Source organism: Streptomyces sp. NPDC021012, from assembly GCF_044333355.1.
Taxonomy (GTDB): Bacteria; Actinomycetota; Actinomycetes; order Streptomycetales; family Streptomycetaceae; genus Streptomyces.
Genome location: NZ_JBIRQU010000005.1, coordinates 215,294 through 229,331, shown reverse-complemented (window position 1 = coordinate 229,331; position 14,038 = coordinate 215,294). Strand labels below are relative to the sequence as shown.

The following is a 14,038-nucleotide window of genomic DNA, read 5'->3' as shown; positions in this document are numbered from 1 at the left end:
CTCGACGCGCGGCCCCAGCAGGCGGGCTCGTCAGTTCTCGTCAGAGAAGTGGTGCATGACGATCCAGTGGTCGTACTCCTCGTCGGACACCGCGCACATGGTCTGCCCGTCCACGGAGACGGTCAGGAACTCCGGGTCGCCGGTGGCGGCCAGGATGCGGGAGGGGAGGTTGGTGCCGATGGGGTCCTTGACGCGGATCCAGCCGATGTCGTGGGAGCCGGGGCCGGGGGCCAGCATGCAGAACTCGCCGGCCGGGTCCGTGAGGTGGGCGGAGGTCGTCAGGGAGTTCCACTGGCGGTCGAGTTCGGCCGCGGCGTCGGGCAGGTCACGGCTGACCGAGACCGTCGGTTTGACCTCGTAGCCGGCGAAGGCGCGGTGGGCACGGGGGACGTCGGGGAGGTGGGAGGCACGGTCGAGGTCCAGGACGCGGAGGCCGCTCGCTTCGAGCTTGCGGTGCCAGTCGGGGGCCGGGTGGGAGACGAGGACGTCCCCTGCGCGGAGTCGGTCGAGCGGGCCGCCGGACAGGAGGACGGCGGCGCTGTGCGGGGGGTCGAGGGACTCCAGGGGCTGCCGGTACTTCTCGATGCGGTCGAGGACGAGCGTGTTTTCCGGTCCCGCCGTGTCCTGGTCGCGCTCCAGGACGAAGACCTGCCCGACGCGGGCGGTGCCCCCGACGCAGCGGACGATGCAGAGGCCTCCGTCGGCGGCCTCGCCCGGTCCCACGACCTCGTAGACCTGGAGCCTGCTGAAGAGGGCGGGGTTCTCGGAGGCAGGCACGTGGCCCTCCCGGGTCGGTGTCTCGGCTGCGGTCGGGAACAGGCTGGTGCCAGGCCGCGCGGGCTCGCAAGGCCGGCTCCCCGGGTGCGTCACGTTCCGGCCCCGTGCGCGGCCGGAGAAGTTTTTTCCGACGGCTGTCACACATCCCGTCCGGGGTCCGTCAGTGCAGTGTCCGGCTCGGTCGAGGCGGATACGGAAGAGGCAGCTGAAGGAGCCCGAGATGTTCGCCGAGATGTCCACCACCGCCATCGTCGTCACCGCCGTCGCCGCGTTCATGGCGGGGTTCTCCGGGGCGTCGATCTTCTTCAAGGCGAAGTTCACCGTCGAGCCGCTGGCCCAGTACGGGGTGCCGCGGGCCGCGTGGAACTGGCTGGGGGCGGCGAAGGTGGCCGGGGCGGTCGGGCTCGTCGTCGGCTTCTACGTCCCGGTGATCGGGACGCTCGCCGCGATCGGGCTGATCCTGTACTTCACCGGGGCCGTGATCACCGTGCTGCGGGCCCGTGCGTACGCCCACGCTCCCTTCCCGGTCGTCTACATGGCGCCCGCCGTCGCCGCCCTCGCCCTGACCTGGTGATGCGGGCAGCGAGAAGGCCGCCGGCCCCCTGCGAGCAGGGGACGGCGGCCTTCTTCGTGCGTCAGGGCGTCAGGGCGTCAGGGCGTCAGGACGTCAGTCCTTCTTCGGGTCCTCCAGGCGCGGGAACAGCACCGCGCCCTTCGTCACCGTCGCGCCGGCCGGGAGCAGGCCCCACGTCCCGGAGGACTGCACCGGCTGGTCGGCCAGGGCGCCCAGGGAGGCCTCGGCGCCGAGGGACTCCCAGAGGGCCTGGGAGGTCTCCGGCATGATCGGGTTCAGCAGGACCGCCACCGCGCGGAGCGACTCCGCGGCCGTGTAGAGGATCGTCGCCAGGCGGGCCTTGCCCTCCGGCGAGTCGTCCTTGGCGACCTTCCACGGCTCCTGCTCCGTGATGTAGCCGTTGACCTGCTTCACGAAGTCGAAGATCGCCAGGATGCCGCCCTGGAAGTCCAGCTCCTCGCCGATCTTCGCGTCGGCCGTCGCGACGGCCTTGGCGAGGCCCTCGTGGATCGCCTTCTCCGCGTCGCCGTCGGCCGTCGAGGCCGGCAGCTCGCCGCCGAAGTACTTGCCGACCATCGCCGCCACGCGCGAGGCGAGGTTGCCGTAGTCGTTCGCCAGCTCGCTCGTGTAGCGGGCGGTGAAGTCCTCCCACGAGAACGAGCCGTCCGAACCGAACGCGATCGCCCGCAGGAAGTACCAGCGGTACGCGTCCACGCCGAAGTGAGAGGTCAGGTCCTGCGGCTTGATGCCCGTCAGGTTCGACTTCGACATCTTCTCGCCGCCGACCATCAGCCAGCCGTTGGCCGCGACCCGGCCGGGAACCGGCAGGCCCTGCGCCATCAGCATCGCCGGCCAGATCACCGCGTGGAAGCGCAGGATGTCCTTGCCGACGAGGTGCGTGTTCGCCGGGAACGTCTCCTCGAACTTCGCCGGGTTCTCGTTGTAGCCGACCGCCGTCGCGTAGTTCAGGAGCGCGTCGACCCACACGTAGATGACGTGCTTCTCGTCCCACGGGATCGGGATGCCCCAGTCGAACGTCGACCGCGAGATCGACAGGTCCTGCAGGCCCTGCTTGACGAAGTTCACGACCTCGTTGCGCGCCGACTCCGGCTGGATGAAGCCCGGGTTCGCCTCGTAGAACTCCAGGAGCTTCGGGCCGTACTCGCTGAGCTTGAAGAAGTAGTTCTCCTCCTTGAGGATCTCCACCGGCTTCTTGTGGATCGGGCACAGCTTCGTGCCGTCCTCGGCCTCGATGAGGTCGCCCGGGAGCTTGTACTCCTCACAGCCCACGCAGTACGGGCCCTCGTACCCGCCCTTGTAGATCTCGCCCTTGTCGTACAGGTCCTGCACGAACTCCTGCACGCGGTCGGTGTGACGCTTCTGCGTGGTGCGGATGAAGTCGTCGTTCGCGATGTTCAGGTGCTCCCAGAGGGGCTTCCAGGCCTCCTCGACGAGCTTGTCGCACCACTCCTGCGGCGTGACGTTGTTCGCCTCCGCGGTGCGCATGATCTTCTGACCGTGCTCGTCCGTGCCGGTGAGGTACCACACCTTCTCGCCGCGCTGACGGTGCCAGCGCGTGAGCACGTCGCCTGCGACGGTCGTATAGGCGTGGCCCAGGTGAGGAGCGTCGTTGACGTAGTAAATGGGGGTCGTGACGTAGAACGCCTTCGCCCCCTGCTTCTCGGATCCAGTGGCCGCCATGGTCGAAATCCTAACGGGCGGATGTAGATCCCCTCACATCAGTAAACCCGGGGCTGTGGATGATGAGCGCCATGCGTGTACTCGTAGCAGAGGACGAGCGGGACCTCGCCGCACTCGTCGCCACCGGCCTGCGGCGGGCCGGGTTCGCCGTCGACACCGTCCACGCGGGGGACGACGCCCTGGAGCGGATCGGTCTGTACGCGTACGACGTGCTCGTCCTCGACCGGGACCTGCCCCGTGTACACGGTGACGACGTGGCCCGGCGGCTCGTCGCCGCCGGATCGCCCACGCGGATCCTCATGCTCACCGCCTCCGCCGCCGTCGAGGACCGCGTCGAGGGCCTCGACCTCGGCGCCGACGACTACCTCGGCAAGCCCTTCGACTTCCCCGAGCTGGTCTCCCGCGTCCGCGCGCTCCGGCGGCGCTCCGCCCGGCCCGCCCTGCCGCCCCTCCTCGAACGCGACGGGCTCGTCGTGGACACCGTCCGGCGGACCGCCGTCCGCGACGGGCGGGACCTCGACCTCTCCCCCAAGGAGTTCTCCGTCCTCCAGATCCTCCTGGAGGCCGACGGTGCCGTCGTCTCCGCCGAGGAGCTCCTCGAACGCGCCTGGGACGCCCACGCCGACCCCTTCACCGGGGCCGTGCGCGTCTGCATGAGCAAGCTGCGGGCGAAGCTCGGGGAGCCGGGGCTCGTCCGGACCGTGCAGGGCGTGGGGTACGTGCTGTGAGCCGCCCCGGGCTTCTCGGGGCCGGGTCCACCATCCGTACCCGTATCGCGCTCGTCTACGGAGGCGTCTTCCTCGTCCTCGGAGCCGTCCTGCTGCTCCTGGTGAACCTGCTGGTCAGGGCCGGTACGGACGCCGATGCCGAGGCGATCGTGGCGGGGGCGGACGACGTCGCCGTCGTCGAGGCGTACCGGATCGGCGACGACGTCAGCCGGGCCGCCGGCGAGCAGATGCTCATGTGGTCCTGCATGGCGCTGCTGGTGGTGGCCTGCGGCGCGGTGGTGGTGGGGTGGTGGACCGCCGGGCGGGTGCTGCGGCCCGTTCACGAGATGACCGCTCGGGCCCGGCGGCTCTCCGGGCTCGACGAGAGGCTCGACGTGCGGGGGCCCGACGACGAGCTCAAGGAGCTCGGCGACACGGTGGACGCGCTGCTCGGACGCCTTGAGGCCGCCTTCGACAGCCAGCGCCGGTTCATCGCCAACGCCTCCCACGAGCTCCGCACCCCGCTCGCCACCCAGCGCGCCGCCATCCAGGTGGGTCTCGACGACAACTGCGACGTGCGACAGGTCCTGCTCGACAGCAACCTTCGCAGCGAACGCCTCATCGACGGGCTCCTGCTCCTCGCGCGGAGCGAGCGCGGGCTCGCCGAACGGGAGGACGTGCGGTTCGGCGACGTCGTCGAGGAGGAGTACGCGCACGCGTGCGTGCGGGGAGACGGCGGTGTCGTACGGGGGAGCCGGGTGCTGCTCGCCCAGCTCGTACGGAACCTCGTCGCGAACGCGGTCGCCTACAACGTGCCGGGGGGCGAGGTCCGCGTACGGGTCGAGGCGCCCGGGGTCCTGACCGTCGTCAACACCGGGCCGGTCGTCCCGCCGGACGACGTCGACGGGCTCTTCGAACCCTTCCGGCGGGGGGAGGGGCGGGACCGGATGGGGCCCGGCGCGGGGCTCGGGCTCTCCATCGTGCGGTCCATCGCCCTCGCGCACGGGGGCGCCGTGCGGGCCGTCGCCCGGAGCGCCGGGGACGGGGGCGGGCTGGTGGTGACGGTGACCCTGCCGGTCACCGCCACCCCCGCCGTCGGCTCCTAGAACTCCAGGTCGGCGAGCAGGCCCCGGTAGAAGGCCGTGTGCGCCGTCTCGACGGGGGTCACGCCCGCGAAGTACGTCGCCGTACGGGGCGTGCCGTCGAGCTTCCGGAGGAAGTCGAAGGCCTTGTTGTCCTCCTCGCCCCAGACCACGAACCGCCAGTGCAGCGGACGGTCCGCCGCCTCGGCGAGCGCCTGCGTCGCGGCCGTCTTCGACTCCGGGGCGCCGTCCGTCTGGAACACGACGAGCGCCGGGCGGGCCGGGTCGTTCTTCTCGTGGTGGGCCAGGACCTCTTCGACGGCCCGGTGGTAGTTCGTACGGCCCAGGCGGCCCAGCGTGCCGTTGATCTCGTCGACGCGGGTGGGGGTGAGCTCGGCGGGGGTCAGGTCGACCGTGCCGTCGATGTCCGTCGAGAAGAACACCGTCGTGACGGTGGCCTCCTCGTCGAGGTGCGCCGCCAGCGCGGTGACCTGCTCCGCGAGCCGCTGCACGGAACCGTCCTTGAAGTACCCGCGCATCGACCCCGACCGGTCCACGACCAGGTACACGGCTGCCCGCGCCCCCGTCAGCCCCTGCTTCTTCAGCTGCGCCCCGGCCGCCTTGTACGCGTCCGCGAGGTGCGGGGCGGCGGCCTTGAGGGAGGAGAGGGAGAGGGCGGGGGTGAGGGCGACCTGGTCGGCCTGGTCGTCTGCCGGGGCCTCGTCTGCCGGGGCCTCGTCTACCGGGGCCTCGTCGGCGGGGGCTTCGGGGGCCGGGGGCGTGTCCGCCGGGGCCTCGTCGGCCTGGGCCTCCGGCTCGGGGGCGGCGTCGGCCTCCGGCTCCGCCGCCGGGGCGGTTGCCTCGGCCTGCGGCTCGTCGGCGGCGCCCGCCCCGGGCTCGGTGGCCTCGGCGGCGGGCTCGGCCGCTTCCTGCTCCTCCGGAGCGGGCTCGGGTGCGTCGGCGTTCGCGACGACGTCGGCGGCGGGCTCGGCCACCTCCTGCTCCTCCGGAGCGGGCTCGGGTGCGTCGGCGTCCGCGACGACGTCGGCGACGGGCTCCGCCGCCTCCTGCTCCTCCGGAGCGGGCTCGGGTGCGTCGGCGTCCGCGACGACGTCGGCGACGGGCTCGGCCGCCTCCTGCTCCTCCGGAGCGGGCTCGGGTGCGTCGGCGTTCGCGACGACGTCGGCGGCGGGCTCGGCCGCCTCCTGCTCCTCCGGAGCGGGCTCGGGTGCGTTGGCGTTCGCGACGACGTCGGCGGCGGGCTCGGCCGCTTCCTGCTCCTCCGGAGCGGGCTCGGGTGCGTTGGCGTTCGCGACGACGTCGGCGGCGGGCTCGGCCGCTTCCTGCTTCTCCGGAGCGGGCTCGGGTGAGTCGGCGTTCGCGACGACGTCGGCGGCGGGCTCGGCCGCCTCCTGCTCCTCCGGAGCGGCTTCGGACGCGTCCGCGTCCACGACGGCGGCCGTCTCCGGCTCCGCCGCGACGACGGCCTCGGCCTGCGGCCCGTCCGCAGCGTCCGCCTCCGGCTCCGCCGCCTCGGCGGCGGGCTCCGCAGCGGCAGCCTTCGGCTCCTCGGCGTCCCGCGCCGTCGGCGCGTCCACCACGGCCTCGGCGGGAGCCTCCGGCTCCTCGGCCGGAGCCGCAGGCGTCACCTCGGCCTCAGCCGTCCGGGCCTTGGGGATCTGCGGGTTGTCGAAGGCCGCAGCGACCAGGTCGTCCGCCGCCCGGCGCGCAGCCGCTTCCGAGGCGACCGGGGCGGCCGGGGCCTCCGGGGCGGCCGGGGTCGCCTCGGGAGCGGGGGCCTCCTCAGCCGCAGGGGTCTCCACCGCACCCGGGGTCTCCACCGAAGCCGAAGCGGTAGCCGCAACCGCAGCCGCAGGCTCCGGCGCAGTGGCCGTTTCCGGGGTCTCACGCGTCTGGGGCGGGACGGAGGTTGCCGGGGATTCCTCGCGGTCCCGGCCGAAGACCTTGCGCAGCATGCTCCGAATACCCATGGGCGAACCCTTTCGCATGAGTGAGGGGTGCAGTGTGAATGTCCGTACTGGGGGTTTCGGGACGTTTCATCCCTGGCCAGGGCGGACACGTAAGGTTAGCGGCCACCCCCTCCCCTTCCGATGACCCGGTCGGCCCCGGTCGTCGTGCATTCACGCGGCGTTCACTCCGGCGCCGCCCCGGTGCGGATCTACGCCCATAGCATTGCTCTCGTCGAGGAGCCCGGGAGTCACTCCACCCCCAGGCCCTCCCTGAATCTGACGAACTGCTCCTCCGGGTCGCCCGTGTACGCCCACGGCACCCACGCCGCCCGGGTGCCGAGCAGGCTCATCAGCTCCCGCGCGATCTCCACCTGGCCCGCGTAGCAGGCCGCGTGCGCGAGGAAGTTGAGGTCGCCGATCTCCTCCGGGGCCACCGGCTGCCCCGGTTCCCGCTCGCCGATCCAGCGGGCGTGGGTGCGGCGCAGCTCGGTCACCGCCAGTTCGTGCTTCCAGTGCTGGTCGAAGCCGCGGACCGGGCCCCGGCCGAGCGCCCCGTCGGCGATGTAGCGGTACTCCTCGACGCGGGCCACCTGCACCAGGACCGGCAGGGGGGAGCCGGGCGGCGCCACGCCGGCCGCGTCGCGGGCGAAGTCGTACATGCTGCCGTGCGTGCCGTGCCACCGCGCGGACCAGTAGCGGAGGACCTGGATGTGTCCCTCGGTGTTGTACGGGTCGCGGCGCCGCAACTCGTCGAACCAGTGCCGCAGTTCGCGGCGCGGCACCCCGCCCTCGTACAGCCTGGCCACCGAGAGCATCGACACCCAGGGCATCGGGTCCTCCGGCGCGGCCTCGGCGGCGCCCCGGCAGGCGTCGACGGCCGCGTCGATCCGGCCCCGTTCGATGGTCGCGCCCCGGCCGGCCGCGATGGCCGCGTCGAAGACCCGTACCACCTCGGTCGCGGCCCGCAGGACGGCGGCGTCGGGGTTGCCGGGCTCGGCGGCCCGCCAGGTCTCGACGGTGGAGCTGCCGGCGGCGGCGTGCGAGAGGAGCCGCAGCCGGTGGGTGCGGCGCGCCCAGTGCGTGCCGGTGGCGGCGAGCAGGTCCCGTACGCCCTGCCAGCGGCCGATGACGATGTCGTGGCGCGCCTCGGTCAGCGCCCGGTCCCCGAAGTCCGGGTCGAAGTCGGGTGCGAAGCGCTCCGGGCGCGCCGGGCGCAAGGAGCGTCGGCGTACGGCCATCGGGGGCCTCCTTCGGGTTCGGCTGCCGTGGGGAGAGGTCGCCGCGTCGGAAGTCGACGCGTCCGTACGGGCGCGGTCAGAAGTCCGTCGCGTAGTTCTTGTCGCGGGCTCCCGTACGCGGGCGCGTGGCCGGGGCCGAGCCCGCCGCCGCCTCCAGGGCGCGGACGGCGTCCAGGCGGGCCGGGCGGTAGTAGTCGCTGCCCTTGCGCCAGTACACGAGCAGCGGGACGACGCCGAGGAGCAGTCCGCCGAGGCCGATGGTGACGGCGGTCGCGGAAAGGGTGCTGAGCGATTCGGCGAAGGCCCAGAGCATGAACGCGGAGCCGAGCATCGGCCACAGCCCGCCGAGGACGAAGTTCGGTACGGAGCGGAACAGGACCGACTTGTACGCGACGATCGCGGCGATGCCCGCGAGGCCGTAGTAGAAGGCGATCTGGAGGCCGATCGCGGCGACGGCGTCGCTGAGGATGCGCTGCACGGAGCCGGCGGCCGCGGCCGCGGCGAACATCAGGAGGGCGGCGCCGCCGACGGCGGCGACCGCGACCCACGGGGTGTTCCAGCGGCGGTGCACGAGGCCGAGCGCGGCGGGCAGGGTCCGGTCGCGGCCCATCGCGAAGAGCGAGCGGGTGACCTGGAGGAGGGTGGTCTCCAGGGTGGCGACGGTGGACAGGAGGACGGCCGCGACGAGCAGTTTGCCGCCGACGCCCGGCCAGATCTCCTGGCCGAGGACGGCGAGGACGTTGGGTCCGGCGGCGCGGATCTCCTCGGCGCTCAGCAGGACGTTGACGGCGACGGTGAAGGCCTCGAAGAGGAGGAAGACGAAGCCGACGCCGACGAGCGCGGCGAGTCCGGCGGTGCGGCGGCTGTCGCGGGTCTCCTCGCTGAGGTTGCTGGTGACGTCCCAGCCCCAGTAGTAGAACGCGGCGATCAGCGCCCCGGCGGCGAAGGTGTCCGGCCCGTGGAAGTGGTCGAGGGCGAACCAGGACCAGTCGAAGGCGGTCGCCCGGCCCCGGTGCGCGACGGCGGCCAGGACGAAGCCGAGCAGGATCAGCATCTCGACGCCGGACATCACGAGTTGCGCCCGTACAGTGAGCCGGGCGCCGCCCAGGACGACGAGCAGCATCATCAGGAACCAGCCGGCGCCGACGGCCGCCGCGAGCGGGGTCGAGTCGGCGAGCCCGGGGCTGATCAGCGAGAGCGTGAGGGTGCCGGCGGGCAGCGAGCCGGCCACCATGAACACGGTGGCGGCGAAGACGAGGGCCCAGCCGGAGAGGAAGCCGAGGAAGGGGTGGAGGGTGCGGCCCACCCAGGAGTATCCGGCGCCGGCGTTGACGTCGATCCGGCCGAGGCGGGCGTACGCGAGGACGATGCCGAGCATCGGTATCGCGCAGTAGAGCAGGGCGGCGGGTCCGGCGAGGCCGACCGCGCCGAAGAGGACGGCGGTGGTCGCGGCCAGCGAATAGGCGGGGGCGCTGCCGGCGACGGCCATCACGATCGTGTCGAAGGTGCCGAGGACGTTGGGCTGGAGACCTCTGTTCGTGGTGGTGCGCATGGCGGGTCCTCGGGGAGCGGGGAGGCTGAGGCGGGGCGAGGCGGGGCAGGGCACGGCTGAGTGGCGTGCTCGCCGGGCCGGTTGCCGGCGGCGGCGGGCGCGGATCACGGGTGAATCGAGCGCATCGTAGTCGCCCGGGTGGATTCCGGTAACGGCGGTGGGGAAGGTTCCGTTCCGTGACCGCCGGTAAGTCCTCCCGTGCGCCCCCGGAACGGGGTTTACCGCAGGTCGGGACCGGCGATGGCGCGGGCCGCGCCGACCTCCCGGCGGAGCGGTGCCAGGACTCCGTTCTCGTCGCCGGGGAGCTCCGCGCGGACCTCCACGAGCGTGTCGGTGCCGCGCAGTCCGTCCGCGAGCTCCCTCAACTCCCGCTCGACGGCGGCGACCTCCGCCGGATCGGGCGCGGCGGCACCGTGGTCGACCCGGATCCTGGCCGCGGTCGTCGAGTCCACGATCCGCTCCACGGCGACGACGAGCGGCCACCAGGCGGCGGCGCGGGGGCCGGTGGGCGGCGGTTCGGTCAGGGCCCGCTGGAACTCGGAGCGGACGGTGGACAGATCGCGGTAGAGCTTCCGCCGCGCCCGCAGCCTGCCGCCGTGGTCCTCCTCGCCCCCGAAGGCCTGCCGCACGTACGCGGCGGTGTCGGCGACCGCGTCCGCGAGCCGGTCGCCGACCCGGGAGTGCCAGGACTCGGGCCAGAGCAGATAGCCGGCGACCAGGGCGATCCCGCAGCCGATGAGCGAGTCGTACAGGCGGGGCAGGACGAGGTCGAAGCCCTGGTGGTTGAGGATGTCGGAGAGCAGCAGGATCACCGGGGTGATGGCCGCGGTCTGGAAGGCGTACCCCTTCGCGGAGGAGGCGGGGATCAGCGCCGCGAGCACGGCCATCACCGGAACGTCCCACCAGCCCCGGGGCACTTCGGCGAGGACGAGGGCGGCGAGGACGATTCCGGCGGCGGTGCCGGCGGCGCGCAGCACGGCCCGGGAGAAGACCGAGCCGAAGTCGGGCTTCATGACGAACGTGACGGTGAGCGCGACCCAGTACGAGCGGGGGACGGGGACGAGGGACACCAGGGCCTGGGCGAGGCCGATGCAGAGCGCGAGCCGCAGGCCGTACCGCCAGGACGCCTCCGAGAACAGGACGGCGCGGGCGGCCCGGCGGGCGCGGACGCGGAGCGCGGCGGGCCGCCCGAGCCGGTCGTCGACGTTGTACACGTCGGGGTCGGCCTTGTGCACGACGGCCGCCGCGTGCCGCAGGGCGTGGTCCACGGCCTTCTCGGCGGGCCGCTCGGGCGTCGGCAGGGCGAGTACGGGCGCCCCGGTGCGCCCCTCCTCGACGGCGTCGGCGAGCTCCCGCACGGCCGCCGGGATCTCGGGCGGCAGCGGGCCGAAGAGCTGGGCCCGCAGATGGGCGGCGGGCGCGGCCTCGACGAGCGGGATGACGACGTTCAGCTGGGCGAGGATCCGCACCAGGGAGCCCGCCCGGCCGTGCTGGCGGGCCCTTCGCGCGAGCACCAGGTCGTACGACTGGTTGAGCGAGGCGGTGACGGCCTGCCGCTTCTCGTCGTACGCGGCCGTCCCGGTGGCCTCGTACAGCTCGGCGACGGCCCGGTAGGTCCCGGCGACGGCCTCCCGCTCGGGCGCGGCCCGCCGCACCGGCCAGCCGAGGAGGGTGAGGACGAGGACGAACAGGCCGCCGAGGGTGAGGAGGAGGGGCGCCTTCCACCAGGGGTGGGGCATGGGCAGACCGGCCCCGACGACGGCGTTGAGCAGCAGGAGGAGCCCCGAGACGGAGGCGACCGCGCCGATCGAGGAGATCATCCCGGAGACCAGGGCGACGAGGGTGACGACGGCGACGGCGATCCAGCCCTCCCCGAAGACCAGCGTCCCCAGGGTGACCCCGAGCGCCCCGAACAGCTGCGGCACCGCGATGTTGAAGACCCGCATCCGGTAGGCGTCGGCGGTGTCCCCGATGACCCCGGAGAGCGCCCCCATGGACACGAGCGCCCCGTACGCCGGCTTCCCGGCGGCCAGCCCCACGGCCAGCGGCACGGACATCGCGACCGCCGCCCGGACGACGGCCGCCCACGGGACCGGCGCGGGCGCGGGCCTCAGCCCGGCGGTCAGCCATGCGGGCGGTGCGATCCGTGCGGGTCCCGCGCTCCGTGCCGTGCGACGTGCCATGCGACCAACGTACGACGCCGCCGCCGGGGGCCCGGGCAGGTGTCAGTTGCGGTACGCCTCGACCTCGGCGGCCGGGCGGAGGGCGGCCGTGTCCGGATCCTCGCCGAACTCGGCTTTCGCGCGGCGCTGGCGCAGCAGGTCCCAGCACTGGTCCAGGCGCACTTCGAGCTCGGCGAGGCGGGCGCGTTCCTCGGGGAGGAGGCCGCCGGTGCCCGCGCGTCGCCGCAGGGCGCGCTCCTCCTCGACGAGGGCGCCGATGTCGTCAAGGATCTCCTCGTTGTCCATGCATTCCAGCGTGGGGGATCAGCGCTGGCTCCGCAGGTCGAGGTCGGCGAGGACGGCCCGGTGGTCGGAGCCGGGGAGGGCGGGGAAGCGGACGGCGGCGACGGAGAAGTGGTCGCTGACCAGGACGTGGTCGATCTGGACGTACGGCGGCAGGGGGCCTTCCGTGGGCCAGGTCGGGGTGCGGCTGGTGCGTGCCGTCCGGGCGGCGTCCTGGACGTGGCCCGCGCGGAGGACGGCGCGGAAGGCGTGGTGGTCCTGGGAGGCGTTGAAGTCCCCGGCGAGCAGGAGCGGGGTGGTGGTCGGGCGCTCGGCGGCCGCCTTCCTGAGACGGCCGAGTTCCCTCTCCCACACGTCCACCTGGCCCGGCAGCGGCGGCATCGGGTGGGCGAGCTGGACGCGGACGGCCCGGCCGGCGATCTCGGCCGTGGCGCCCGGCATCCCCATCACCGCCGGGATCACCCCCTCGTCGCTCAGCGGGTAGGCGCTGAGCAGGACCGAGCCGGCGGAGCCGCCGGAGTCGACCGAGGCGTGGTGGGGGAGCTCGGCGGTGAAGGTGCTGGTGAGGGCGTGTCCGCAGACGTGGTCGCACTCGGAGACGAACACCAGCTGGGGGCGTTCGCGGCGGATCGTGCCGATCAGCGACTCGGTGGCCTGGCCGAACTCGACGTTGGCGGCGAGGACGCGGACCCGGGCGAGCGGCAGGCCGCCGTAGGCGGTGACGGTCTGCGGCATGTACGGCAGGGCGCTCCAGGCGGTCGCGACGAGTACGACGACGGCCGTGAAGGCGAGGGCGCGGCGGCGGGCGAGGGCGGCGAGCAGCACCCCGAGGGCGGCGGGGACGCTGAGCCAGGGGAGGAAGGAGAGCAGCTGCGGGACGGGCGTGACCGCGTCCGTGTCGAGGGCTCGGCAGCCCGCGACCACGGCGGGCACGAGCAGGAGCAGCCCCGCGGCCCAGGCGGTGAGGCGGTGCCTGGGCCGCAGGGGAGGCGCTTCGGGTGCCGCGGAAGCGGGGGCGGGTTCTTGAGGGGCGGGTTCTTCCGGGGCGGGGGCTCGGTCCACGCGCCTCAGTGTCGCAGCGCCTGCGAGATCTCCGCCTTCGTCGTGCCCGAGAGCGTCCGATTGCTGCGTGCCGTACCGGTCTTGGACTTCCCGGGTTCGACGCCGTCGATGTTCATGACGACGCTGTCGAGGAAATTGCCGTCGCCGTCCCGGAAGGTGACCATGATCGTGTAGTCGGCGGTCTCGTCCTTGGGGTTGGTCGCGGTGATGGTCGCGACCGTGCGGTCCCCGTCGGTGCTGGTCGCGCCGGCGCTGACGTCGCCGGTGGCGTTCACCCCGTCCTTGACCTTGTCCATCTGCTCCTGGGCGGCCGAGGCGACGGCCGCGGTGGCGGAGGAGACGATCTCGCCCGCCTTGTCCTTCGCGTTGTCGCAGCCGGTGAAGGAGACGAGGAGGGCGGCGGCGGCGAGGGCGATTCCCGTCGTGCGTCTCATCTGCCCGCGCCTCAGAACGTCTCGCCCGGGCCGTACTGGTCGTCCGTGGCCAGCGCCCAGATCACGAAGATCGAGATGGCCATGGAGAAGAGCGCCCACCACGGCTGGTAGGGGAGGAAGAGGAACTGGAAGAGGACGTTGAGCGAGGCCAGGGAGATGCCGGCGATCCGGCCCCACTCGGCGCCCCTGAGGATGCCGACGCCGGCGACGGCGACGATGACGCCGAGGATCAGGTGGATCCAGCCCCAGGTGGTGAGGTTGAACTTGAAGACGTAGTCGCCGATGCGGGCGTAGACGTCGTCCTCGGCGATCCCGGCGATGCCCTGGAAGACGTCCATGAAGCCGGTGACCAGCATGAGGACGCCGGCGAAGAGGGTGCCTCCGGAGGCCCAGGCCCCGGAGGTGCTCTGCTGGGGGGCCGCCTTGCGGGGTGCGGTGTTCTGGCTCATGGCCCCATCGTGGGAGCGTTCGTACGA

The 14,038-nt window shown here is 73.2% G+C and carries 13 protein-coding genes; 3 read left to right on the top strand and 10 right to left on the bottom strand.

All coding sequences use genetic code 11. The annotated features are described in order from the left end of the window. Window positions 1–30: 30 nt before the first annotated feature. Window positions 31–777 carry a hypothetical protein gene (locus tag ACH4TP_RS18535; protein WP_398438554.1) on the bottom strand — a complete coding sequence of 249 codons (747 nt, stop codon included), beginning with the start codon at window positions 775–777 and terminating at the stop codon, window positions 31–33. Window positions 778–997: 220 nt separating this feature from the next. Here ACH4TP_RS18535 and ACH4TP_RS18530 point away from each other — a divergent pair, with 220 nt between their 5' ends. Then, entirely contained in the window at window positions 998–1,351 is a 354-nt protein-coding gene (locus tag ACH4TP_RS18530; RefSeq protein ID WP_389222773.1) for a DoxX family protein, read from the top strand. A gap of 93 nt (window positions 1,352–1,444) precedes the next feature. On the opposite strand, the gene metG is transcribed toward ACH4TP_RS18530, so the two are convergent. Then, window positions 1,445–3,052 (bottom strand): methionine--tRNA ligase, encoded by a 1,608-nt coding sequence (metG, locus tag ACH4TP_RS18525; protein WP_389222775.1) that lies wholly within the window; start codon window positions 3,050–3,052, stop codon window positions 1,445–1,447. 71 nt (window positions 3,053–3,123) lie between these two features. Between metG and ACH4TP_RS18520 the strand changes: the two genes are divergently transcribed. Together ACH4TP_RS18520 and ACH4TP_RS18515 are read left to right on the top strand one after the other, a co-directional pair. Continuing rightward, complete coding sequence (locus tag ACH4TP_RS18520) at window positions 3,124–3,780, top strand: response regulator transcription factor (protein WP_389222777.1); 657 nt, start codon at window positions 3,124–3,126, stop codon at window positions 3,778–3,780. Beyond that, window positions 3,777–4,865, top strand: a complete 1,089-nt coding sequence (locus ACH4TP_RS18515; RefSeq protein WP_398438553.1) for a sensor histidine kinase — start codon at window positions 3,777–3,779, stop codon at window positions 4,863–4,865. Before ACH4TP_RS18520 ends, ACH4TP_RS18515 begins: the two co-directional genes overlap by 4 nt. Here the strand turns inward: ACH4TP_RS18515 and ACH4TP_RS18510 are convergent. The 8 genes from ACH4TP_RS18510 to ACH4TP_RS18475 form a co-directional block, all read right to left on the bottom strand. Beyond that, window positions 4,862–6,664, bottom strand: coding sequence for a VWA domain-containing protein (locus ACH4TP_RS18510; protein WP_398438552.1), 1,803 nt, complete (start codon window positions 6,662–6,664; stop codon window positions 4,862–4,864). The genes ACH4TP_RS18515 and ACH4TP_RS18510 overlap by 4 nt on opposite strands. Before the next feature lie 395 nt (window positions 6,665–7,059). Then, window positions 7,060–8,049, bottom strand: coding sequence for a hypothetical protein (locus tag ACH4TP_RS18505; protein WP_398181294.1), 990 nt, complete (start codon window positions 8,047–8,049; stop codon window positions 7,060–7,062). Window positions 8,050–8,125: 76 nt separating this feature from the next. After that, complete coding sequence (locus ACH4TP_RS18500) at window positions 8,126–9,601, bottom strand: APC family permease (protein WP_398181297.1); 1,476 nt, start codon at window positions 9,599–9,601, stop codon at window positions 8,126–8,128. 218 nt (window positions 9,602–9,819) lie between these two features. Further along, on the bottom strand, window positions 9,820–11,784 hold the full coding sequence (locus tag ACH4TP_RS18495) for an FUSC family protein (protein ID WP_398438551.1): 1,965 nt from the start codon (window positions 11,782–11,784) through the stop codon (window positions 9,820–9,822). Window positions 11,785–11,826: 42 nt separating this feature from the next. Beyond that, window positions 11,827–12,069, bottom strand: coding sequence for a DUF2630 family protein (locus tag ACH4TP_RS18490; protein ID WP_398181303.1), 243 nt, complete (start codon window positions 12,067–12,069; stop codon window positions 11,827–11,829). A gap of 18 nt (window positions 12,070–12,087) precedes the next feature. Continuing rightward, entirely contained in the window at window positions 12,088–13,128 is a 1,041-nt protein-coding gene (locus tag ACH4TP_RS18485; RefSeq protein WP_398438550.1) for an endonuclease/exonuclease/phosphatase family protein, read from the bottom strand. 5 nt (window positions 13,129–13,133) lie between these two features. Continuing rightward, window positions 13,134–13,562: a hypothetical protein gene (locus ACH4TP_RS18480; protein ID WP_398181309.1), complete on the bottom strand. Its 429-nt coding sequence runs from the start codon at window positions 13,560–13,562 to the stop codon at window positions 13,134–13,136. Between the two features lie 11 nt (window positions 13,563–13,573). After that, window positions 13,574–14,011, bottom strand: a complete 438-nt coding sequence (locus ACH4TP_RS18475) for a hypothetical protein (RefSeq protein ID WP_398181312.1) — start codon at window positions 14,009–14,011, stop codon at window positions 13,574–13,576. Window positions 14,012–14,038: the final 27 nt, after the last annotated feature.